We start from the raw sequence: 18,988 nt of genomic DNA, 5'->3' as shown, positions 1-18,988 counted from the left end.
GGTGGACCGGCGGCACCCGGACGCCTGGTCGGCGATCGTCGAGCTGCTGGTGGCGCACGGGGTGGACACCTGCTTCGGACTGCCCGGCGACGACCTGGAGCTGCTGCGCGCCCTCGACGCCGCCGGCCTGGACCTCGTCCCGTGCCGCGACCAGCGCAACGCGATGTACATGGCCACCGGGTACGCGCTGCAGTCGGGTCGGCTCGCGGTCTGCGCGCTGGGCAAGGGCCCGGCCGTCACCCACGCGGCCACCGGGCTGCTGGAGGCGCGCGAGTCCGGCGCGCCCGTGCTGGTGCTCGCCGCCGGCACGCCCGAACGCCGCCGGGGCAGTGGCGGGTTCCAGGAACTCGACCAGGTCGCCGTGACGGCGCCGCTGGTCCGCTGGGCGCACCGGGTGGGGCACCCGGACCGGGTCGTCCCCGCGACGGTGACGGCCCTGACCCGGGCCGTGGGGCCGCCGGCCGGGCCGGTGTACCTGGAGGTACCCGACGACGTCCGCACGGCCGAGGTGCTCGTCCCCGGAGCGCGGCCGAGCCTGCCGGAACCGCTGTTCGACGCCGAGCCGCTCCCCCGGACGGCGCCGGGCCCGGCCCTGGCGGCACTGCGCGCGAGCCGGCGTCCGGTGCTGCTGGTGGGCGGCGGGATGCGGCACCGCAACGGCGGCGGCGCGGTCGAGCGCTTCGCCGACCGCCTCGGCGCGGCGCTGTTCACCACCGCCTCCGGCCGGGGCGCCGTGGACGAGCACCACCCGCTGTTCTGCGGCGTGGCGGGCCTCTACGCCGGGCGCCCCGCAAGGGAGTTGTGGGCCTCCTGCGACCTGGTGGTGTCGCTCGCCGGCCGGCTGGAGGAGACGGTCGTCGAGGGCGGGGAGCCGTGGCCGCCGGTCCCGGTGGTCCAGGTCAATCTGGATCCGGCCGGGCTGTCGGCGGAGTTCCCGGGCCCGCGCGTGCTCGGCGACGCCCGGCATGCCGTGCTCGGCTGGACCCGGGCACTGGAGCAGGACGGCGGGGTCGGGCGCGCGGAGGCCGTCGGCCTCTGGGCGGACGACATCGCCGCCGCCCGCAAGGCCCTGGAGCTGGACGCGGCGGCCGAGTTGGCGCGGGCGGCGACCCTGCCAGGAATCCGCGTGGCCGAGCTGCTCGCCGCGCTCGACGCCACCGCCGACGGGCCCCGCGTGCTGGTCCAGGAGAACGGGCTGCAGGACATGTGGTCCTACGGCTTCCCCTTCCGGGTCGGCGGCGGGTCCGTGGTGCCCTCGGAGCAGACCCCGCTGGGCTTCGGCGCGGCCGCGGCCATCGGGGTCAAGCGGGCCGCCCCGGACCACGAGGTCACCGCGTTCGTCGGGGACGGCGCCTTCCTCGCGGCCCGCGCGGACATCGCCGCCACCGCCCGCAGCCACGGCGGCGTGCTGTACGTGGTGCTGTGCAACGGCGGCTACGGCTGGCTGGACGCCCAGCGCGCCCGCCTCGGCCTCGACGCCGAACACCATGCCTTCACCCGCCCGGGCTCGCCGCCGCCCGCCGTGGACGGGCCGGACGTCCACTGCCGGGTGCTGCGCGACAAGGCCGCGCTCACCGCCGAACTCCGCACCGCACGCCGGTTCTGCGCCCGGGGCGGCACCGCCGTGCTCCTGGTGCCGGTCTCCCCCGACGACGTCCTCCCGGCCGTCCGCGACGCCGGGGCGGTGCCCCAATGACCGGCACCGGAGCGCGGGTTGACGCCGGGTACGGCCGGTACCGGCGCCGGGTGGTCGTCACCGGGTACGGGGCGGTGACCCCGCTCGGCCACAGCGCCGGGGAGACCTGGACGGCGATGCTGGCCGGGCGCAGCGGCATCGCCGCCGTGGACGCGATCGACGTGACCGGTCTGGACGTCCGGATCGGCGGGCAGGTCCGCGGCTTCGTACCCGACCGTTACATGCCGCCGGCGGTCCGCCGTCGCACCGACCCGTACGCCCAGTACGCCCTGGCCGCGGCGCTGGAGGCGTGCGGGCACGCCGGGCTGGTCGTCGACGACGGCCTGGCGCCGAGGGTCGCCGTGGTCATCGGCAGCGGCTACGGCCCGGTCGGGTCGATCTACCGGGCCGCCGACACCCTGCGCGCCCGGGGGCCGCGGGCGATCAGCCCGTTCGCCCAGGTCACGACCGCCATGGACAGCGCCGCCGGGGAGATCAGCATGCGCATCGGGGCCTGGGGACCGAGCCGGGCCCAGAGCACGGCGTGCGCCAGCGGCGCGGACGCGGTCGGCGCCGGGATGCGCATGATCGCCACCGGCGAGGCCGACGTCGTGCTGGCCGGCGGCGCGGACGCCTGTGTCACCGCCGTCGACCTCGCGGGCAGCGGCAACGCCCGCGCGCTGTCCCGGCGCAACGACGACCCGACGGCGGCCTGCCGGCCGTTCGACGCGCACCGCGACGGGTTCGTGATGAGCGAGGGAGCCGCCGTGCTGGTCCTGGAGGCCGCCGGGACGGCCGAGCGTCGGGGCGCCACGGCGCTGGCCGAACTCGCGGGCTACGGGGCGAGTTCGGACGCCCACCACTGGACCGCGCCCCACCCGCAGGGGCGGGGAGCGTGCCTCGCCGTCGAGGCGGCACTGCGCGACGCGGGGATCACCGGGGCGGACGTGGACTACGTCAACGCGCACGGCACCGGAACGCTGCTGAACGACGCCACCGAGACGGCGGTGCTGCGCCGGGTGCTGGGCGAGCGGGTCACCCGAATCCCGGTCAGCTCCACCAAGTCGATGACCGGGCACATGATCGGTGCCGCCGGGGCCGTCGAGCTGGTGGCGTCGATCCAGGTCCTGCGCACGGGCGACGTCCCGCCCACCGTCAACTGCGACGAGCCGATCGACCCGGAGATCAACTTCGTGCCGCACCGGGCGCAGCACCACGAGCGCCTGCGGATCGCGCTCAGCAACTCCTTCGGTTTCGGGGGCCACAATGCCGCCCTCGTGGTCCGAGCGGTCTGAGGGCCGGCCGTGCACCGCCGTCCGGAGACCGCCACCGCCGGCACCGCGACCGGCGCCGGCACCGTCACCCGCAGCGGGCCGCTGACCTGGGTCCAGGAGTGGCACTGGTTCGAGCGCACCGTGCCCCCGGCGCGGCGGGTGAACCCGACGCCGCTCGCCGACCACTGCCACGTCCCGCCGTCGGCCTCCCTCGCCGACGTCCACGCGGCGCTCGCCGCCCTGACCGCCCGGCACGAGGCGCTGCGCACCACCGTCGATCCGCTGTGCCCGGTCCAGCACGTGCACCGCGCGCACTGGGCGCCGCTGCCGGTCGACCACCTGGACGTGCCGGTGGTCGACGCCGCCACCCTGGAGGCCGCCACCGCGGCCCTGGCCGCCCGCCCGATCGACCCCGAGCGGAACCCGCCCTGGCTCGCCCGGGTGCTGCTGACGGCGGGGCAGCCGCGGGCGGTGCTGATCGCCGCCCACCACGTGCTGATCGACGGGTGGGGGCTGGCCGTGCTGCTCGACCAGCTGCACGATCAACTGCGCGGCACGGCGGCACCGTTGGGGACGGCCTCGCAGCCGCTCGACGCGCTCGCCACCCAGACGCCGGAGCGGGCCCGCGCGGCGGAGCGGGAGTGGCTGACGCGCCTCGCGGACAACCCCACCGGGGTTCTGGCCCCGTTCGGCGGGTCCCCGGACGGCACCGGGCGCCACCGACTCCAGCACCGCTCGGTGAGCGCCTACCGGCACCTGCGCCACATCGCCCGGCGCCACCTGGTCAGCCCCGAGGTCGTCGTGCTCGCGGCGCTGGCCCACGACGTCGCCGCGCGTACCGGCGAACTCCGCTTCCTCGCCTCGGTGGTGGTCTCCAACCGGGCCCGGGCCGCCGTGCGGGGCAGCATCGGGGTCCGGGCCCTGACCGTCCCGGTGCAGATCGACCTGCGTCCGGGCGCGGCCTTCGGCGAGGTGGTCGCCTCGGTCGCCGCCGCCTCCGCGACGGCCTACCGGTACGGCCACTGGCGGCCTGCCGAACTGGTCGCCGCCCAGGCGCGGACGGACCGTCGCCGCGGGGTCAGGACGGTGCCCACCATCGAGTACAACTGCTACTCCTGGCCGCGCGGTTACCTCGTCCCGGGGTACCTGGTCCCGGGGTACCTCGACCCCCCGGTCCCGGCCCCGGCACCGGCGCCGGTGCCGGTGCCGGGCACCGCGCCGGACGGGTCGGGCGACGGCTGGCTCCGCAGCGCGCCCGACGAGCCCTGCGACACGCTCTACGTCGACCTCGCCCTCGACGCGGGGGCCGTCACCCTCGACGTCACCGTCGGGGACCACCTGCTCGACGCCGGGCAGGCCGCCGCCCTGCCCGTCCGGCTGTGCGCCCTGCTGCGCGCGGCGGCCGACGGCGCCGAGTGCCCCGTCCCGGCGCGCCCGACCGCACCGGCCGCCCCCGGGTGGTGGCGCGCCCCGCAGGGCTGGGTGCGCCCGGCCGCGGTCGCGGCGGTGCTGCGCGACTGCCCCGGGGTGCTCGACGTGACGGTGGCGCCCGGCGGGGAGGTGACGGGGGCGGACGAGGAGCCGCACCTCGTCGCCCGGGCCCGCACCGCCCCCGGCGTCACCCCGGAGGACCTGCACCGCCACGTGCTGGACCACCTCGACGAGGTTCCGGGCCTGCTGGCCCCGGGCCGCTACGTACTCTCCCCGGCCGGGCCCGGCGCCACCACCACGACCCGCGCCGAAGCGCTGCGGGTCCCGCGCCGCCCGCCCGGCACGGCCGCCGAACGGGCGCTGGCCGCCGCCGTCGCCACCGCCGCCGCACCTGGTGGCCCCGGCGGACCAGGCGGACCCGACAGCCCGGACACCGTGGACCTGAACCGCTGTCTGGCCGACCACGGCGTCACCCTGGTCGCCGTCCCCCGTCTGCTGGCGCTGCTCCGCCGGTCCGGCCTCACCGGGATCGCGTCGGACGAACTGGCCGGAACGGCCTCGCTCGGCCACCTCGCCGCCGCCCTGGAGCCCGCACCGCCCGCACCGCCCGGACTGCCCGCACAGCCCGCACAGCCCGCACCAGCAGCAACACCAGCAGCACCGCCACCACCCCTGCCGCCCCGCGCCCACCGTGCAGGAGGGACCTCACCATGACCGCGCCCCGCAGCACCGCACCGCCCGCGGACCGCCTGGCCCCGTGGGCCTTCGCCGCCTTCGTCGAGGCCAACACCCACGACACGGCGTACCGCCCGCCGGTGGTGGACGGCCCGGTCGGGCCGACCGTCGTCCGCAACGGCCGCGAGCTGGTGAACTTCGCCAGCATCAGCTTCCTCGACCTGGAGCGCCACCTCCCGGTGCGGCGCCACTTCGCCGAGGGGGCGCTGGCCCACGGGCTGAGCACCAGCGGCTCCCGGATGACCCAGGGGATCTGCCGCCCGCACCAGGTGCTGGAAGAGACGATCGCCCGCCACACCGGCAAGGAACGCGCCATCAGTTTCGCCACCGGACTGCTGGCCAACATCGGGTTCGTCCACGCCATGAGCAGTTCCGCGCACTTCGACGACGGGATCGAGGTCCGCAACCACGACACCGTCTTCGTGGTCGACCGGGACGTCCACTGGAGCATCTGGAAGGGCCTCCAGGGGCTCGACTACGGCCGCCACGTGCACGCCTTCCGGCACAACGACGTCGCCGACCTGGCCCGGATCCTGCGCCGGGTCCGCGCCCGCAAGACGGTGGTCATCGCCGAGAGCATCTACTCGGCCGACGGCACGATGGGGCCGATCGTGGAGATCCTCGACGAGTGCGACCGGCACGGCGCCGTCAGCATGATCGACGACGCGAACGGCTTCATGGTCTACGGGCCGGAGCACCGCCCCTACGCCCGGGAGGCGGCCGCGATCCGGGAACGGGCCGACTTCGTCATGGTGTCGCTGTCGAAGGCCATCGGGCTGGAGGGCGGCGCCATCGCCGGTCCGGCGGCGGCCGTCGACGCCTTCGAACTCCTCTCCGGCACCTCGATGTTCACGGCCGCCATCCAGCCGCCGACCGCCCACGCGGCCGACCGCACGATCGCCGCCCTGGCCGCCGATCCCCGGATCGTCGACGACTACCTGGCCCATGCCGCCCGCCTGCGCCGCCGGATGCACGAGGCCGGCACGGCGACGACGCCCACCGAGTCGTACATGCTCTCGGTGCCCATCGGGAACGACGCCGCCGCCCTGCAGATGCGGGAGTGGTTCGTCGAGGACGGCTACCTCGTGCCCGTCTTCTCCTACCCGGCGGTCACCCGCAACCAGGCGCTGCTGCGCCTGTTCCCGCACGCGGGCCACACCGAGGAGCAGGTGGACGGCTTCCTGCGCACCCTCGTCGACTACCGCCGCCGCCTCGGCGTCTGACCGCCCCCTGGCACCCCCGTCACCCTCCGGAGGAACCCGTGACGAACGACCACGACATCCTGGACGCCATCGCCGAGATCATCGAGGAGGTCCTCGGCGTCGACTCCGCCGACGTGAGCGCCGAGACCTCCTTCGCCGACGACCTCGACGTCGACTCCCTGGCCATGATGGAGATCGCGGTGGCGGTCGAGGACCGGTTCGAGGTGAAGATCCCCGACGACCGGGTCAAGGACCTGCGGACAGTCGGCGACGCGGTGGACTACGTCGCCGGGCGCCGGTGAGCGTCCTCGACCGCTTCCGGCTGGACGGCCGCGTCGCCGTGGTCACCGGCGCCTCCTCCGGCCTGGGCGTGGCCTTCGCGACCGCGCTGGCCGAGGCCGGTGCCGACCTCGTGCTCGCCGCCCGGCGCGCCGAACGCCTGGAGGCCGTGCGCGCGACCGTCGAGCGGCTCGGCCGCCGGGCCCTCGCCGTACGGACCGACGTCACCGAACCGGCCGACTGCCGCGCGCTGGTGACCGCCGCCGTACGGGCCTTCGGGCGGCTGGACATCCTCGTCAACAACGCCGGGATCAGCGGCGAACGACCTGCGGAGGAGGAGACCCCGGAGCAGTTCCGCGAGGTCGTCGACACCAACCTCAACGGCGCCTACTGGATGGCCCAGGCCGCCGGCGCGGTGATGCGGCCCGGCAGTGCCGTCGTCAACGTCTCCAGCATCCTGGCCCTGGTCACCGGCGGCCTGCCGCAGGCCGCCTACTCGGCCTCCAAGGCCGGGCTTCTCGGGCTCACCCGCGACCTCGCCCAGCAGTGGACCCCCGGCCGGGGCATCCGGGTCAACGCCCTCGCCCCCGGCCTGTTCCCCTCCCCGATGACCGACGGCTACGCCGAGGGCTACCTGGAGGCGGTGCTGCCCCGGGTGCTCTCCGGCCGCCTCGGGCGGCCCGAGGAACTCGCCGCCGCACTGGTCTTCCTCGTCTCCGACGCGTCGTCCTACGTCACCGGCACCACCCTGACCGTCGACGGCGGTACCCACATCGCCTGACCGTCCCGACCACGGAGGAGCGGAGAGTGACGATCGGCGAGCGCCACGGCCGGCTCGGCCGGTCGCACCTGCGGTGCCTGGTCGTCGGCCAGGGCCTGGCGGCCGTGACCGACGCGCTGTTCATCGTGTGGCTGACCCTCTACGTGCTCGACCTGGCGCAGCCCGGCCTCGCCACCGGGTTCGTCCTGGTGGCCGTGGCCCTGCCCCGGGCGGTGCTGCTGCCGCCCGCCGGAGTACTGGTCGACCGCCTCGGCCCCGACCGGGTGGTGGCCGCCGCCGCCTGGCTCCGGGTCGCCGTGCTGCTCACCCTCGGCGCCCTGGTCACCTTCGCCGCGCCGTCGCTGACCACCGTCGCGCTGCTCGGCGGCCTGCTCGGCGCCGCCGACGCCGCGTACTTCCCCGCGGCGCTGGCACTGCTGCCCGCCGTCGTGCCGACCGAGCAGCTCGCCCGGGTCAACGGGCTGGTGCAGGGCGCGGAGTCGGGCGGCGACCTGGTCGGCCCGGCGGTGGCCGCCGGCTGCATCGCCGCGGCCGGCTTCCCCGCCACGCTCGGCGGGATCACGGCGATGGCCGCCCTGGCCGCCGCCGCTTTCAGCACCCTCGCCCGGGTGGTCCGGCGCACCGGCGACCGCGACGACAAGGGCGACGGCGGCGAGCAGCCCGGCAACCTGCGCGCCCTCACCACCGGGCTGGGGTACGCCTGGCGCGAGCCCGTGGTCCGGGGCATGCTCGCGGCCATCGCCCTGATCAACCTCGCGGTCGTCGGCCCCGTCCTGGTGGGCGGCGCCGTCCTCGCCGACCAACGCCTCGGCGGCGCGGGCGCCCTGGGCATCGTGCTCTCCGGCTTCGGCGCCGGCTCGCTGGCCGGCTCCCTGGCGGCCGGCCGGCGACCGCCCGCCCGGCGCGGCCGGACCGTGGTCGGCGGCGTCGCCGCGATCGGCGCGGGCATGGTCGGCCTCGCCGCCGTCACCCAGGTCCTCACCGCGACGGCCGTGGCCTCGCTCATCGGCCTCGGCTCCGGCTTCCTCGGCGTGGTCGTGGTGTCCACCCTCCAGGAGCGGGTGCCCGAGCACCTGTTGGGCCGGGTGCTCAGCCTCGTCGTCCTGGCCACGGTGGCGTTCGACCCGTTCTCCTACGTCCTGGCCGGCGCCCTGCTCCCGTACGGCACGACCACCCTGTTCCTGACCTCCGGCACCGCCGTCCTCGCCTGCGCCGCCCTGGTCGCCACCAGCCCGGCGGTCCGCTCCCTGCGCTGACGGCGGCATCCGCGGTCGGGGACGCGGTTCCCCCGCGCGTCCTGACCGTAGACCAGCCCGTTGTTGCCGAAGTTCAGCCACTGCACACCGGCGTCGCTCGCCCCGGTCGGCTGCGCGACCTCCTCGGGACCGCACCTGTACCGGGCGGTGCCCGTCTACTACGGGCTCCACTTCGCCCGCCTCCTCGGCCCCGGGTCAGCCGGTGTGGAGACCCTCCAGGAGAGCGGTCAGATAGCGCTGGGCGGTGTCGGTGCGCGCGACGGCATCGCCCACGCTGCCGTGGACGGTCGCGGCGTAGGCGATGCCGCACATCAGCGGGACCAGGTCGGCGGAGGTCAGGTCGGCCCGCACGACTCCCGCAGCACGGGCCCGGTCGAGCAGCCGCCCACCGACCGACCACAGGGTCCGCTTCAGTTCGGTGGTGTACGGCAAGGCGTCCGTGGGCGCCGCGGTGACCGCGGACAGCGAGGCGTCGGTGACCTGCGCCTCGATGGTGCGGGCCAGGAAGCCGGCCAGGGCGCGCCAGGGATCGTCGTCGTCCAGCGCCTGCTCGCCGTGGGCGACGAGCAGCTCCAGGCTGCGGGTGGCGACGGTCTCCAGGAGCGCCTCGGTGGTCGGGAAGTGCCGGTAGACGGTACCGACGCCCATGCCGACGCGGCGGGCGACGTCGTTGAGCTGCAGGGGCACACCCGCGTCCACCAGATCACGGGCCACGGCGACGATCTGCTCCCAGTTGCGGGCGGCGTCCTTGCGCAGAGGTGGGGTCGTCATCGGAGCAGTCTAACTGGATGGCTCATCCGAATCGATAAACGGATAGCCCATCCACATCTGCTACGGTGAAGCAAGCGGATAAGCCATCCGCATATTCGTACAGCTGGAAGGGGTGTGCCATGCGGAGGACAGCGCTGGTCACAGCGGGAACCGCCGGCATCGGCGGGGAGACGGCCCTGGGACTGGCCGCGGCCGGCCTGGCGGTCACCGTGGTCGGCCGCAACGCCGAGCGCGGCGCCCGTGCGGTGGAACGGATCAACGCCACGGCACCGGCGCATCCCGCCCGGTTCGTGGCCGCCGACCTCGCCTCGCTCGACGCGGTCCGCTCACTCGCCGAGCGGATCACCACCGAGGGCCCGCTGACCGTCCTGGTCAACAACGTCGGCGCGATGTTCGCGGACCGGCGGGACTCGGTCGACGGGATCGAGGCGAGCTTCGCCCTCAACCACCTCTCGCCGTACCTGCTGACCGAACTGCTGATGCCCTCGCTGCAGTCCGGCGCGCCGAGCCGGATCGTGAACGTGACCTCGGGCGCGGTCGGAGTCGCCAAGCGGACCTTCGACGCCGTCGAGCCGCCCGGCGGGTACTACGGCTTCCACTGGTACGGCCGCGCCAAACTCGCCAACCTCGCCTACACGCTCGACCTGGCCGGCCGACTCGACGGCACGGGCGTCTCGGTCTTCGCCGCAGACCCCGGCGGCGCCGCCACCGACATGACCAACGGCACCCTGCACGACCCCAAGATCGTCTCCCCCGGCCTGCGCCTGCTCTGGCCGCTCGTCCGGCGGAAGTTCGAGCGCTCGACCTCGGGCCCGGCCTCCGTGGCGGCCAAGCCTTCGATCTTCGCCGCGACCGACGCCTCGCTGGCCGGCCGGACCGGCGTCGTCATCGGCCCCCGGGCACAGCCGGTCGCGCCCTTCCCCGCCGCCACCGACCCCCGCACCGCCGAGGCCGTCCACCGCCTCAGCCGACGCCTCGCCCCGCTCACCGCTGGGTGACCGAAACCGGCAGAGCCCAGCCGGGCCCGGGTGCACCGATCCGCGCGACCGCGGGCGCATGCCGAGGAGGAAGGTGGAGGCGGCAGTTCGGCCTCCGCCTCCCGCTTCAGGGGCGGGCTGCGACGGTGCGCGGTGCTTCGCTCGTCCGCGGCGACGTCAGCCGTCGGTCCGGTACAGATCGGCCTGGCCGTTCGACGCGGTCAGGCCTCCGTCGACGGGGATGTGCACGCCGTTGAGGTACGCGGCGTCGGGGCCGGCGAGGAACGCGACGACGGCGGCCACCTCGGCCGGCTCAGCCGCCCGGCCCATGGGCACGCGGTCGACGAACCGCCCGTGCAGCGGGCTGCCCCCGGCCAGGGCGTCGCGCAGGGCCGGCCTGCTCAGCGTCACACCCGGGTGGACGGCGTTGACCCGGATCTCCCTGCCGTGGTCCAGCGCCATCGAGTTGGTCAGCCCGACCAGCGCGGCCTTGGTCATGTTGTAGGCGGCCTGGTTCCATTCACCGCGCAGCCCGGCCACGGACCCGACGTTGACGATGCAGCCACGCACCGTCCGCAGATGGGGCAGCGCGGCGCGCGAGGCGTGGAAGGCGCCGTCGACGTTGGTGCGCATCATGCTCCGGTAGTCCTCCGGGTCGGTCCGGTCGACCGTGCCCGGGATCGCCGTGCCGGCGTTGTTGACCAGCACGTCCAGGCGTCCGAACCGCTCGGCCACGCCGTTGACGGCCGCGGTGACGGCGGCGAGGTCACGGACGTCCGCGACCCAGGGGTGCATGTCGGCGCCGTCCGGCCCCTGCTGGGCGGTCCGGCGCAGGGTCGCCTCGGTGCGGCCCACGAGCACCACGGTGTATCCGTCGACGGCGAACCGGACCGCGGTCGCGGCTCCGATGCCCGTACCGGCACCGGTGATGACGGCCACCCGGCCGGAATCACGGTGGATCACGTGCTCTCCCCTCGTCCCGGGCGTCCCGTCGGATGCGACCCGCGCCCCTACCGGAAGCCTAGGAGAGCCGACGGCGCCTGGACTTGAACCTCCGTGCCACGCATGTGGAACCTCGGTGCCGGAGAGCCCCGCCGGAGCGACGCGGCCTCGACGGCCACCTGTGGGCAGCCTCGACCCACACCCGGGCCTGCCGGCCCGGGCCAGGGGGCGGGCTGTCCCCTACGCTTGGATCCCGGCGCCGTTCCGACGGAACACCGGCGCCACGACACCAGCGAGGCAGCCCCGATGGCGACGAACGCTCCGCGGACCAGTGGTGCCTTCACCGCGGACGTGACCACGTCGGCCGCCCCGGACCAGGGATTCGCCCGCTTCCGGGACGGTTGGGAAGCACAGGTCGGCACCGAGTATCCGGCCCCCCGGTTCACGCCGGGCGCCACCGGTGACTTCCGGATCAGCGCACGCGCGGTCAGGGTGCACGATTCCGTGATCGCGGAGGTGGAGAGCCGGTCCCTGATCGGCACCAACGACGTTCCCGACCACTGCGACGACCTGGTACTGATGCACGTGGTGCGGCACGGCAGTTGGAACTTCGCTCGGCGACGCGACGGTGAGATCGCCGTACCGGCAGGAGGCTTCATGGCCCAACGCGCCGGTCCGGTGACGTTCGAGGCAGCGCGGAGCGCGGCGGCGAAAGTGCTGATCCTTCCGGCCGACGACCTCGGGCCGCTGATCGGCGACCGGCTGATCGCCGCCTCCGCCCACTCCGCCGAGATGCGCTTGCTCCTGGCCCACACGGACGTGGTCCGCCAGAACCTCGCCGACCTCACGGCCTCCGGTGCGCAGTCCGCCCACCGTGCCCTGATCGAACTGGCCGGAGCAGTGCTGCGGCAGCAAGCCGATGCCGCCGAGCCCCAGTTGGCACCCGCCCTGGCCCGCGCGGCCCGGAACCTGGCGGACGCCCGCCTCACCGACCCGGAACTCTCCCCCACGCTGCTCGCGCGCGAACTCAACGTCTCCGTCCGGACGCTGCACCGCGCCTTCGGGGCGACCGACGAGACCGTCGCCGGGTACGTCCGGCGTCGTCGACTCGAACTCGCCCGACGTGAACTCGCCGCGCCACAGGGCCGTCCCGCTGTCTCCGAACTCGCCGCCCGCTGGCAGTTCGCCGACAGCAGCCACTTCATCCGCGCCTTCAAGCGGCAGTACGGCCTGACACCGACCGAGTTCGCCCGAGCAGCGGGGAAGCCGGCCCGCGAGGGCGACCCCGGCGAGTTCTCCGCGAACGAGAACGACGGCAGCTGACAGGTGTGCCCCGCTACGACGTGACGGGCTCGGGGCGGTGCGCGTGGTCGATGCTGTCCTCGACCCACGCGCGGAGGGCGTTGAGCGGGATCGCGGCGCTCCGGCCGAGCGGGGTGAGGGAGTACTCGACGTGCAGCGGTACGGCGGGGTAGACGGTGCGGTCGAGGATGCCGTAGTCCTCCAGGCGGCGGAGCGCCTGGGTGAGGACCTTGGGGCTGACCCCCTGGAGCTTGCGCTGGAGTTCGCCGAAGCGCTGCGGGCCGTCCTCGAGGGCGCCGATGGCCAGGGCGGACCACTTGTTGGCCAACAGGTCGAGCAGGCTCCGGCAGGGGCACTGGGCGGCGTAGACGTCGTGGTGCGCGTGCTGGCCGCTGCTGCAGGTGGTCGTCATGCTCACTCTCCTCACCGGGTCACTTCCCAACGGGAAGTAGTAGACCTTGAAGGTAACTATATCCATCGGGATAGCTTCATCGACGTCGAGGGAGGGCCGCCAACGGCCCTCCGCAGAGAGCACTTTCAGGAGATGACGCATGTCCGCAGACATGATGCGCACGGTGGTCCAGGACGCTTTCGGTGGCCCGGAGGTGCTGCGGGTCGAGCGGGTGCCGCGCCCAGCGCCGCTGCCCACCGAGGTGCTGGTGCGGGTGCACGCCGCCGGCATCAATCCGGTGGACTGGAAGACCCGGGCCGGCTCCGGCATGGCCGGCCTGCTCGGCGAGCCGCCGTTCACCCTCGGCTGGGACGTGTCCGGCGTGGTGGAGGAGGTCGGCTTCGGCGTGACCACCCTGAAGGTGGGCGACGAGGTCTACGGCATGCCGTGGTTCCCGCGCGTCGCCAACGGCTACTCCGAGTACGTCACCGCCCCGGCCCGCCAGTGGGCCCGCAAGCCGGCCACGATCGACCACGTGCGCGCCGCCGCCGTGCCGCTCGCCGCGCTGACCGCCTGGCAGGCCGTCGTCGACACCGCCCGCGTCACGGCCGGACAGCGGGTCCTGGTCACCGCCGGGGCCGGCGGGGTCGGCCACTTCGCCGTCCAGTTCGCCCGCCACCTGGGCGCCCACGTGATCGCCACCGCCAGCGCCGCCCGCCACCCCTGGCTCAAGGAGCTCGGCGCGGACGAGACCGTCGACTACACGACCACCCGCTTCGAGGAGGTCGTCGGCGACGTCGACGTCGTCATCGAGCTGGTGGGCGACGCCCACGACGACAGCAGCACCCGTTCCCTGAAGGTCCTGCGCCCCGGCGGCCTGCTGGTCACCGTCCCGGCCGGCGTCTCCCCGGAGCTGGCCGTCGCGGCCGAGGTCGCGGGCGTGCGCGTCACCCCGTTCCTGGTCGAGCCGGACGGCGCCGCGCTGACGGAGATCGCCGGGCTGATCGACGCCGGCGAGGTGACCGTCGAGGTCGAGGCCACCTACCCGCTGGAACGTGTCGCCGAGGCCCACACCCGCGGCGAGGCCGGCCGCACCCGCGGCAAGCTCGTCCTGACCGTCACCGACTGACCTTCCCCGCACCGAAGTTGGAGTGAGACCGTGTACTACGAGATCCGCCGCTACCAGGCCCGGCCCGGGCGCCGGGACGAGTGGGTGCGCTACATGGAGGACGTGGTCATCCCGTTCCAGGCCTCCCTGGGCATGGATGTGACCGCCTCCTTCACCGACGACGAGGACGAGGACGGCTACGTCTGGATCCGGCGCTTCGAGGACGAGGCCCACGCCGAGGCCGCCCACGCGGCGGTGTACGGCAGCGAGCGCTGGACGGAGGAGATCGGCCCGGTGGTCCACGGCCTGCTGATCACTGAGAAGTCCGTCGTCACCCGCGTCACCCCCACCCCGGCCTCACCGCTGCGCTGACCGGGCCGCGATCACCGGGCCACCGACCCACCGGCCTACCGCTCCACCGGCCCACTGGCCGACCGCTCGGCACCACCTGGAGACTGTTCATGACCACTGACCTTCTGCAGAAGTCGGCCCCGACCGGCTCAATCACGCAGGCGGCCGCCGGCGCGCTCATCGCGGCCGTGCACGCGGCCGCCGCCCGGATCGGCTTCACGGCGGCCGTCGCCGTCACCGACCAGGGCGGCCACCTGCTGGCCTTCGACCGCGCCGACGGCGCGCCGTTCCTCACCGCCGAGGTCGCCCTCGACAAGGCCTGGACCGCGGCCTCGTTCCACACCCCGACCCACGTGTGGAACGGCTACCTGGCCGACCCGCAGGTCGCACCGCTGGCCGGCCACCCGCGCCTGATGGCGGTCGGCGGCGGCTACCCGATCACCGACGACGGCCGGTGCGTCGGGGGCCTGGGGGTCTCCGGCGGCAGCTACCAGCAGGACCAGCAGGCCGCCGAGGAGGCGCTGAGCGCCCTCGGGTTCGAACTGCCCGTCTGACGTGCCGCCGCCCGCCCGGGCGATCCCGAGGCCCTGAACGACGACTGACGATTCGTCAGACAGCAAGGCGGGCAAGCCCCGAACACCCTTCACACGTTGACACCCGAGTTCCCCGCTCCCTGATCTGGACAATGTCCAGATCAGGGAGCGGGGGCTTTCGCGCCTCCGTCCGCCACGCCGCCGCCCGGCGGCACTCCCCCGCCCCCACGCGCAACTCCGCCTGCCCGCACAGAGGTTCGCGACGTGATCAGCACACCGATACCGACCCCCACCCCGACCGGGAACCGGCCGCGACGCGGCAGCCCCCGGCTGCACCCGGCAACCGAGAACGGAGGCCCCGGGGCGCTGGCCGCGGCCGGATCATCCGTGCCAGGATCGACGGCATGGCCACCAGGGCACCGCGCACCCGTTCCACCTACCACCACGGTGAGCTGCGGGCCGCACTCGTCACGGCCGGGGCCGAACTGGCCCGCCGGGGCGGGCCGAAGGCCGTGGTGCTCCGGGAGGTCACCCGGATCGTCGGGGTGTCGCCCAACGCGGTGTACACCCACTTCGGCACGCTGGCCGAACTGAAGGCCGCCGTCTCCCAGCACGCACTGCGCGACATGGCCGCCACGATGACCGCCGAACTCGCCGGGGTGACCGAGCCCGCCGACCGGCAGGTGGCCGCCGCCAAGCACCTGCGCGACGTCGGGCGCGCGTACGTGCACTTCGCGCTCGCCGAACCGGGCCTGTTCCGGATGGCGATGGACGGCAACCCCGCCGGAGTCGGCACCCCGGGCCACGAGGAGGACCGGCCGGACCCCGACGCCGACCACCGCCCGAAGCCCGATGCCCTGCTGCTGGCCGCACTGCGACGCCTCACCGCGGTCGGGCGCCTGCCCGCCGAGGACACCGACGCGGCGGTCATGGCCAGTTGGGCCACCGTGCACGGCCTAGCCTCGATCCTGCTCGACCCGCAGCCGCACCGCTCCCCCGCCGAGCGCGAGGCGGCCATCGACGCCGGGCTGCACTACCTGCTGCAGGGGCTGACCCGGGAGGACTGACCGACGCGCCCGCCGTGCCGGTCGGCGCCGGCCGCACCGGGGAGTCCCCCGGCCAAACGGCCGACACCGCGTCGTCCGGTCAGAACCCGGGCTTCCAGTCCTGGTAACCACCGTAGTAGCAGCGCGAGTTGATGAACGGCAGGTTCTGCGGCTGGTTGGCGTCCAGGCATGCCTGGACGGCCTGGTTCCGGAAGTTGACCGCCAGGTTGCCGTCCGGGCGGACCATCGAGCTCGTCTGCCACTGCTGCCACCTGTCGCCGAACACACAGGTCGACACGTAGAGCGCCCCCGTCGACCCGTTCCAACTGCCCGGCGGGATGTCGAGGCACAGGCTGGTCTGGTCGTTGACGACCGTCACGGCGCCGTCGGCGCCGGCCGATTCGAGCCGCCAGCGCTGCCAGTTGTCGCCGGTCACGCAGGGCGAGGTGTAGACGCTGGTGCTGCCCGGCTTGATGTCGAGGCAGTTGCCCTGCGCCCAGCTGCGCAGGATCCCGTCGTAGCCGGCGGCGTGTGCCGGGCTGCCGGCCACCAGCGTGGCGGCGAGGGCCGCCACCGCGACGGCTCCCGCCGCGGCCGCCCGGCGGGTGCGGCGGAGCGGGGACTCGATGTTCTGAACGGCGGACATGACCGTGACCACCCCGATCTGTGGGTATGCGGAGAGCCGGTGCTGCGATGCCCGGTCGGCACCTGCGGTGCGTCGGCCCCCGCGCGACGATGTCGGTGACTCCGAGTCAATCCAGCTGGTGCCGACGGGTCAAGCACCCACCAGGGGCGTAAACCTTCGGTAAGACCGAGCAGCTACCCGGCCCGACCCGCTTCCGAGCGAGACTGCCGCCCGGCTCCTGGGATGACGGCCCGTCCGCCGGGCACGCTCGGTCACGTGGTAGCGGCGAATCCGGCTGCCCGTCAGGCCTGGAGGTAGGCGAGCACGGCGAGCACTCTGCGGTTGTCCTGCTCGGACTGCTCCAGGCCGAGTTTGGTGAAGATGTTGTTGCTGTGCTTGCTGACGGCCTTCTCCGAGATGAACATGCGGGCGGCGATGGCCGCGTTGGTGCGCCCTTCGGACATCAGCGCGAGCACCTCGCGCTCACGCGGGGTCAGGGCCCGGAGCGGCGGGTCGGCGGAGCGGTGGTCGAGCAGTGCGGTCACCACGTCCGGGTCCATCACGGTGCCGCCGGCGGCGACCTGGCGGACCGCGCCGATGAACTGGTCGACCTCCATCACCCGGTCCTTCAGCAGGTAGCCGACCGCACCGGCCCGGTCGGAGAGCAGTTCCCGGGCGTAGAGCTGCTCGACGTACTGGGACAGCACCAGGACGGGCAGGCCGGGGACGCGTCGGCGGGCCTCGATCGCGGCGCGCAGGCCCTCGTCGGTGAAGGTGGGCGGCAGCCGGACGTCGACCACGGCGATGTCCGGGTGGTGCTCGGTCAGGGCGCGGCGCAGCGAGGGGGCGTCCCGGACAGCCTCCAGGACTTCGCAGCCGTAGGCCTGGAAGATGCGCACCAGACCGTCCCGGAGGAGGGCGAGGTCTTCGGCTATGACCACACGCATGGCAGCGACATCCTCACTTCGGTCGGGCCGCCGTCGGGGCTGTCGAGGGTCAGGATGCCGTCGAAGGCCGCGAGGCGGCGGGCGACGCCGTGCAGTCCGCCGCCGTCGTCGATCCTCGCACCTCCGTGGCCGTCGTCGGCCACCGTGATCATCAGCTCGCCGGTGGTCCGGACGGGCGGGTGGGCGAACTCGACGCCGATCCGGATCCGACTGGCCCCGGCGTGTTTGATCGCGTTGGCCAGGGCTTCGGCGATGACGAAGTAGGCAGCCGACTCCACCGGGGCGGGCAGTCTTCCCGGCAGCCGGATCGCGACCTCGGTGGGTACCGGATTGGCCAGCGCCAGGGCCTGGACCGCGCCGTCCAGGCCGCGGTCGGCCAGCACCGGCGGGTGGATGCCGCGTACCAGGTCGCGCAGTTCCGCCAGCGCGTCGGCGGTCGAGGCGCGGGCCTCGGCGAGCAGTCTGCGGACTGTCTCGGGATCGTCCGCGAAGCGGTCGGCCAGGCCCAGACTCATCCCGAGGGAGACCAGCCGGGCCTGGGCGCCGTCGTGCAGATCCCGTTCGATCCGCCGCAGCTCGCTCGCCCCGGCGTCCACGACATCGGCCCTGGAATCAGTCAACTCATCCACTCGTGCCAGCAGTTCGGCCTTGTCGGTCGGGGCCAGCAGGGCGTGCGCCACGTGGGCGTTGAGCTTCGCCAGCCATTCGCCGGAGAGGTACCAGGCGGCAAGGAGGAGCGGCCCTGCCAGGGCGACCAGAAGTGCCTGGCCGAGCCCGTGCACGGCGAAGAACCCGAACGGCTCGCGGAACACCTCCGACGGCGTCACCGCTACCAGCAGCGGGTAGCCGCTGTAGAACAGCCCGGCCAGGAAGAGGATCAGCGACAATCCGGAAGTGAACCAGCAGGACACCGAGTTGACGAGCAGCCAGGCGCAGTCGCGCCAGCTCGCGGGATCGCGCAGCACCGCCTGCAGCTGGGTCAGCCGGTTCCCGGGCGGGGTCGGCAGGTAGGGGCGGGCGATCGGCGCCCCGAGCCGCCGGGCGGCCCACTGCCGGTGCCGGTCGGCGAACCGGCGCACCGCGACGGCGCAGAGCAGGGTCATCGGCAGCCCGAGCCCGAACGGGACCAGTACCACCGCCGCGATCCACAGGCAGCACAGGACGGCGCCGACCGTCGAGGCGAGCGACAACAGCAGGGCGTGGCCCAGCAGTGCGAGGCGACCGGCCGTGCCCGGGTGTGCGACCGTACGCGCCTGGCCCGATCCGGCCATCACGGCCACCTCCTTCTCTCTCGCCTCCAGCCTGGCCGATCATCCCCGCCCCGCACACGGGGGTTTCCCCCCGACCCCGGTGGGGTTTTCT

Annotated in this window: 19 protein-coding genes; 13 read left to right on the top strand and 6 right to left on the bottom strand. The window is 74.4% G+C overall.

From position 1 onward, the window contains the following. Position 1: 1 nt before the first annotated feature. From ACFXOZ_RS21240 to ACFXOZ_RS21210, 7 genes are read left to right on the top strand one after another with little or no spacing between them, the layout of a single operon-like run. The gene (locus ACFXOZ_RS21240) at positions 2 to 1,696 is read left to right on the top strand and encodes a thiamine pyrophosphate-binding protein (protein WP_380531722.1); all 1,695 of its coding nucleotides are present in this window, start codon (positions 2 to 4) and stop codon (positions 1,694 to 1,696) included. Beyond that, complete coding sequence (gene fabF / locus ACFXOZ_RS21235) at positions 1,693 to 2,970, top strand: beta-ketoacyl-ACP synthase II (protein WP_380531719.1); 1,278 nt, start codon at positions 1,693 to 1,695, stop codon at positions 2,968 to 2,970. The genes ACFXOZ_RS21240 and fabF overlap by 4 nt, the downstream gene beginning before the upstream one ends. Positions 2,971 to 2,979: 9 nt before the next feature. Then, the gene (locus ACFXOZ_RS21230; protein WP_380592022.1) at positions 2,980 to 5,094 is read left to right on the top strand and encodes a condensation domain-containing protein; all 2,115 of its coding nucleotides are present in this window, start codon (positions 2,980 to 2,982) and stop codon (positions 5,092 to 5,094) included. Beyond that, entirely contained in the window at positions 5,091 to 6,338 is a 1,248-nt protein-coding gene (locus tag ACFXOZ_RS21225) for an aminotransferase class I/II-fold pyridoxal phosphate-dependent enzyme (protein WP_380592020.1), read from the top strand. The genes ACFXOZ_RS21230 and ACFXOZ_RS21225 overlap by 4 nt, the downstream gene beginning before the upstream one ends. Before the next feature lie 38 nt (positions 6,339 to 6,376). After that, complete coding sequence (locus ACFXOZ_RS21220) at positions 6,377 to 6,619, top strand: acyl carrier protein (protein WP_380523299.1); 243 nt, start codon at positions 6,377 to 6,379, stop codon at positions 6,617 to 6,619. Then, positions 6,616 to 7,377: an SDR family NAD(P)-dependent oxidoreductase gene (locus ACFXOZ_RS21215; protein ID WP_380592018.1), complete on the top strand. Its 762-nt coding sequence runs from the start codon at positions 6,616 to 6,618 to the stop codon at positions 7,375 to 7,377. The genes ACFXOZ_RS21220 and ACFXOZ_RS21215 overlap by 4 nt, the downstream gene beginning before the upstream one ends. A gap of 26 nt (positions 7,378 to 7,403) precedes the next feature. Then, positions 7,404 to 8,633: an MFS transporter gene (locus tag ACFXOZ_RS21210; protein WP_380592016.1), complete on the top strand. Its 1,230-nt coding sequence runs from the start codon at positions 7,404 to 7,406 to the stop codon at positions 8,631 to 8,633. Positions 8,634 to 8,828: 195 nt separating this feature from the next. On the opposite strand, the gene ACFXOZ_RS21205 is transcribed toward ACFXOZ_RS21210, so the two are convergent. Further along, positions 8,829 to 9,404 carry a TetR/AcrR family transcriptional regulator gene (locus ACFXOZ_RS21205; RefSeq protein WP_380592014.1) on the bottom strand — a complete coding sequence of 192 codons (576 nt, stop codon included), beginning with the start codon at positions 9,402 to 9,404 and terminating at the stop codon, positions 8,829 to 8,831. A gap of 119 nt (positions 9,405 to 9,523) precedes the next feature. Between ACFXOZ_RS21205 and ACFXOZ_RS21200 the strand changes: the two genes are divergently transcribed. After that, positions 9,524 to 10,402 (top strand): SDR family NAD(P)-dependent oxidoreductase, encoded by an 879-nt coding sequence (locus ACFXOZ_RS21200; RefSeq protein ID WP_380592012.1) that lies wholly within the window; start codon positions 9,524 to 9,526, stop codon positions 10,400 to 10,402. Between the two features lie 156 nt (positions 10,403 to 10,558). Here ACFXOZ_RS21200 and ACFXOZ_RS21195 read toward each other — a convergent pair whose 3' ends face one another. Then, on the bottom strand, positions 10,559 to 11,344 hold the full coding sequence (locus tag ACFXOZ_RS21195) for an SDR family NAD(P)-dependent oxidoreductase (RefSeq protein ID WP_380592010.1): 786 nt from the start codon (positions 11,342 to 11,344) through the stop codon (positions 10,559 to 10,561). Between the two features lie 285 nt (positions 11,345 to 11,629). Between ACFXOZ_RS21195 and ACFXOZ_RS21190 the strand changes: the two genes are divergently transcribed. Then, positions 11,630 to 12,646, top strand: coding sequence for a helix-turn-helix domain-containing protein (locus tag ACFXOZ_RS21190; RefSeq protein WP_380592008.1), 1,017 nt, complete (start codon positions 11,630 to 11,632; stop codon positions 12,644 to 12,646). A gap of 13 nt (positions 12,647 to 12,659) precedes the next feature. Here ACFXOZ_RS21190 and ACFXOZ_RS21185 read toward each other — a convergent pair whose 3' ends face one another. Next, positions 12,660 to 13,037, bottom strand: a complete 378-nt coding sequence (locus ACFXOZ_RS21185) for a winged helix-turn-helix transcriptional regulator (protein ID WP_380592006.1) — start codon at positions 13,035 to 13,037, stop codon at positions 12,660 to 12,662. Positions 13,038 to 13,176: 139 nt separating this feature from the next. Here ACFXOZ_RS21185 and ACFXOZ_RS21180 point away from each other — a divergent pair, with 139 nt between their 5' ends. The 4 genes from ACFXOZ_RS21180 (at position 13,177) to ACFXOZ_RS21165 (ending at position 16,075) form a co-directional block, all read left to right on the top strand. Then, complete coding sequence (locus ACFXOZ_RS21180) at positions 13,177 to 14,145, top strand: NADP-dependent oxidoreductase (RefSeq protein ID WP_380592004.1); 969 nt, start codon at positions 13,177 to 13,179, stop codon at positions 14,143 to 14,145. A gap of 30 nt (positions 14,146 to 14,175) precedes the next feature. Further along, positions 14,176 to 14,496 (top strand): NIPSNAP family protein, encoded by a 321-nt coding sequence (locus ACFXOZ_RS21175; protein WP_380592002.1) that lies wholly within the window; start codon positions 14,176 to 14,178, stop codon positions 14,494 to 14,496. Between the two features lie 89 nt (positions 14,497 to 14,585). Beyond that, positions 14,586 to 15,029 carry a heme-binding protein gene (locus ACFXOZ_RS21170; protein WP_380592000.1) on the top strand — a complete coding sequence of 148 codons (444 nt, stop codon included), beginning with the start codon at positions 14,586 to 14,588 and terminating at the stop codon, positions 15,027 to 15,029. A gap of 383 nt (positions 15,030 to 15,412) precedes the next feature. Next, positions 15,413 to 16,075 (top strand): TetR/AcrR family transcriptional regulator, encoded by a 663-nt coding sequence (locus tag ACFXOZ_RS21165; protein WP_380591999.1) that lies wholly within the window; start codon positions 15,413 to 15,415, stop codon positions 16,073 to 16,075. Between the two features lie 79 nt (positions 16,076 to 16,154). Here the strand turns inward: ACFXOZ_RS21165 and ACFXOZ_RS21160 are convergent, their stop codons facing one another. From ACFXOZ_RS21160 to ACFXOZ_RS21150, 3 genes are all read right to left on the bottom strand, one after another. Continuing rightward, a complete protein-coding gene (locus ACFXOZ_RS21160) occupies positions 16,155 to 16,700 on the bottom strand; it encodes an RICIN domain-containing protein (RefSeq protein ID WP_380591998.1) in 546 nt (181 codons plus the stop codon). Positions 16,701 to 16,981: 281 nt separating this feature from the next. Then, positions 16,982 to 17,626 (bottom strand): LuxR C-terminal-related transcriptional regulator, encoded by a 645-nt coding sequence (locus ACFXOZ_RS21155; RefSeq protein WP_380591996.1) that lies wholly within the window; start codon positions 17,624 to 17,626, stop codon positions 16,982 to 16,984. Beyond that, positions 17,611 to 18,897: a sensor histidine kinase gene (locus ACFXOZ_RS21150; protein ID WP_380592032.1), complete on the bottom strand. Its 1,287-nt coding sequence runs from the start codon at positions 18,895 to 18,897 to the stop codon at positions 17,611 to 17,613. Before ACFXOZ_RS21150 ends, ACFXOZ_RS21155 begins: the two co-directional genes overlap by 16 nt. Between the last annotated feature and the right edge of the window lie 91 nt (positions 18,898 to 18,988).

The sequence above is a fragment of the Kitasatospora sp. NPDC059160 genome, assembly GCF_042755465.1.
In the GTDB taxonomy this organism is placed as follows: Bacteria; Actinomycetota; Actinomycetes; order Streptomycetales; family Streptomycetaceae; genus Kitasatospora.
Note: the sequence above shows the minus strand (reverse complement) of the source record. Positions and strands in the feature narration are given on the sequence as shown.

What these genes read in the sequence shown, in the direction of transcription:
- ACFXOZ_RS21225 (WP_380592020.1), top strand. Translation starts at nt 5,091, where the DNA reads ATGACCGCGCCCCGCAGCACCGCACCGCCCGCGGACCGCCTGGCCCCG.
- ACFXOZ_RS21155 (WP_380591996.1), bottom strand. Translation starts at nt 17,626, where the DNA reads ATGCGTGTGGTCATAGCCGAAGACCTCGCCCTCCTCCGGGACGGTCTG.
- ACFXOZ_RS21150 (WP_380592032.1), bottom strand. Translation starts at nt 18,897, where the DNA reads ATGGCCGGATCGGGCCAGGCGCGTACGGTCGCACACCCGGGCACGGCC.
- ACFXOZ_RS21180 (WP_380592004.1), top strand. Translation starts at nt 13,177, where the DNA reads ATGTCCGCAGACATGATGCGCACGGTGGTCCAGGACGCTTTCGGTGGC.
- ACFXOZ_RS21200 (WP_380592012.1), top strand. Translation starts at nt 9,524, where the DNA reads ATGCGGAGGACAGCGCTGGTCACAGCGGGAACCGCCGGCATCGGCGGG.
- ACFXOZ_RS21160 (WP_380591998.1), bottom strand. Translation starts at nt 16,700, where the DNA reads ATGTCCGCCGTTCAGAACATCGAGTCCCCGCTCCGCCGCACCCGCCGG.
- ACFXOZ_RS21205 (WP_380592014.1), bottom strand. Translation starts at nt 9,404, where the DNA reads ATGACGACCCCACCTCTGCGCAAGGACGCCGCCCGCAACTGGGAGCAG.
- ACFXOZ_RS21185 (WP_380592006.1), bottom strand. Translation starts at nt 13,037, where the DNA reads ATGACGACCACCTGCAGCAGCGGCCAGCACGCGCACCACGACGTCTAC.
- fabF (WP_380531719.1), top strand. Translation starts at nt 1,693, where the DNA reads ATGACCGGCACCGGAGCGCGGGTTGACGCCGGGTACGGCCGGTACCGG.
- ACFXOZ_RS21190 (WP_380592008.1), top strand. Translation starts at nt 11,630, where the DNA reads ATGGCGACGAACGCTCCGCGGACCAGTGGTGCCTTCACCGCGGACGTG.
- ACFXOZ_RS21170 (WP_380592000.1), top strand. Translation starts at nt 14,586, where the DNA reads ATGACCACTGACCTTCTGCAGAAGTCGGCCCCGACCGGCTCAATCACG.
- ACFXOZ_RS21165 (WP_380591999.1), top strand. Translation starts at nt 15,413, where the DNA reads ATGGCCACCAGGGCACCGCGCACCCGTTCCACCTACCACCACGGTGAG.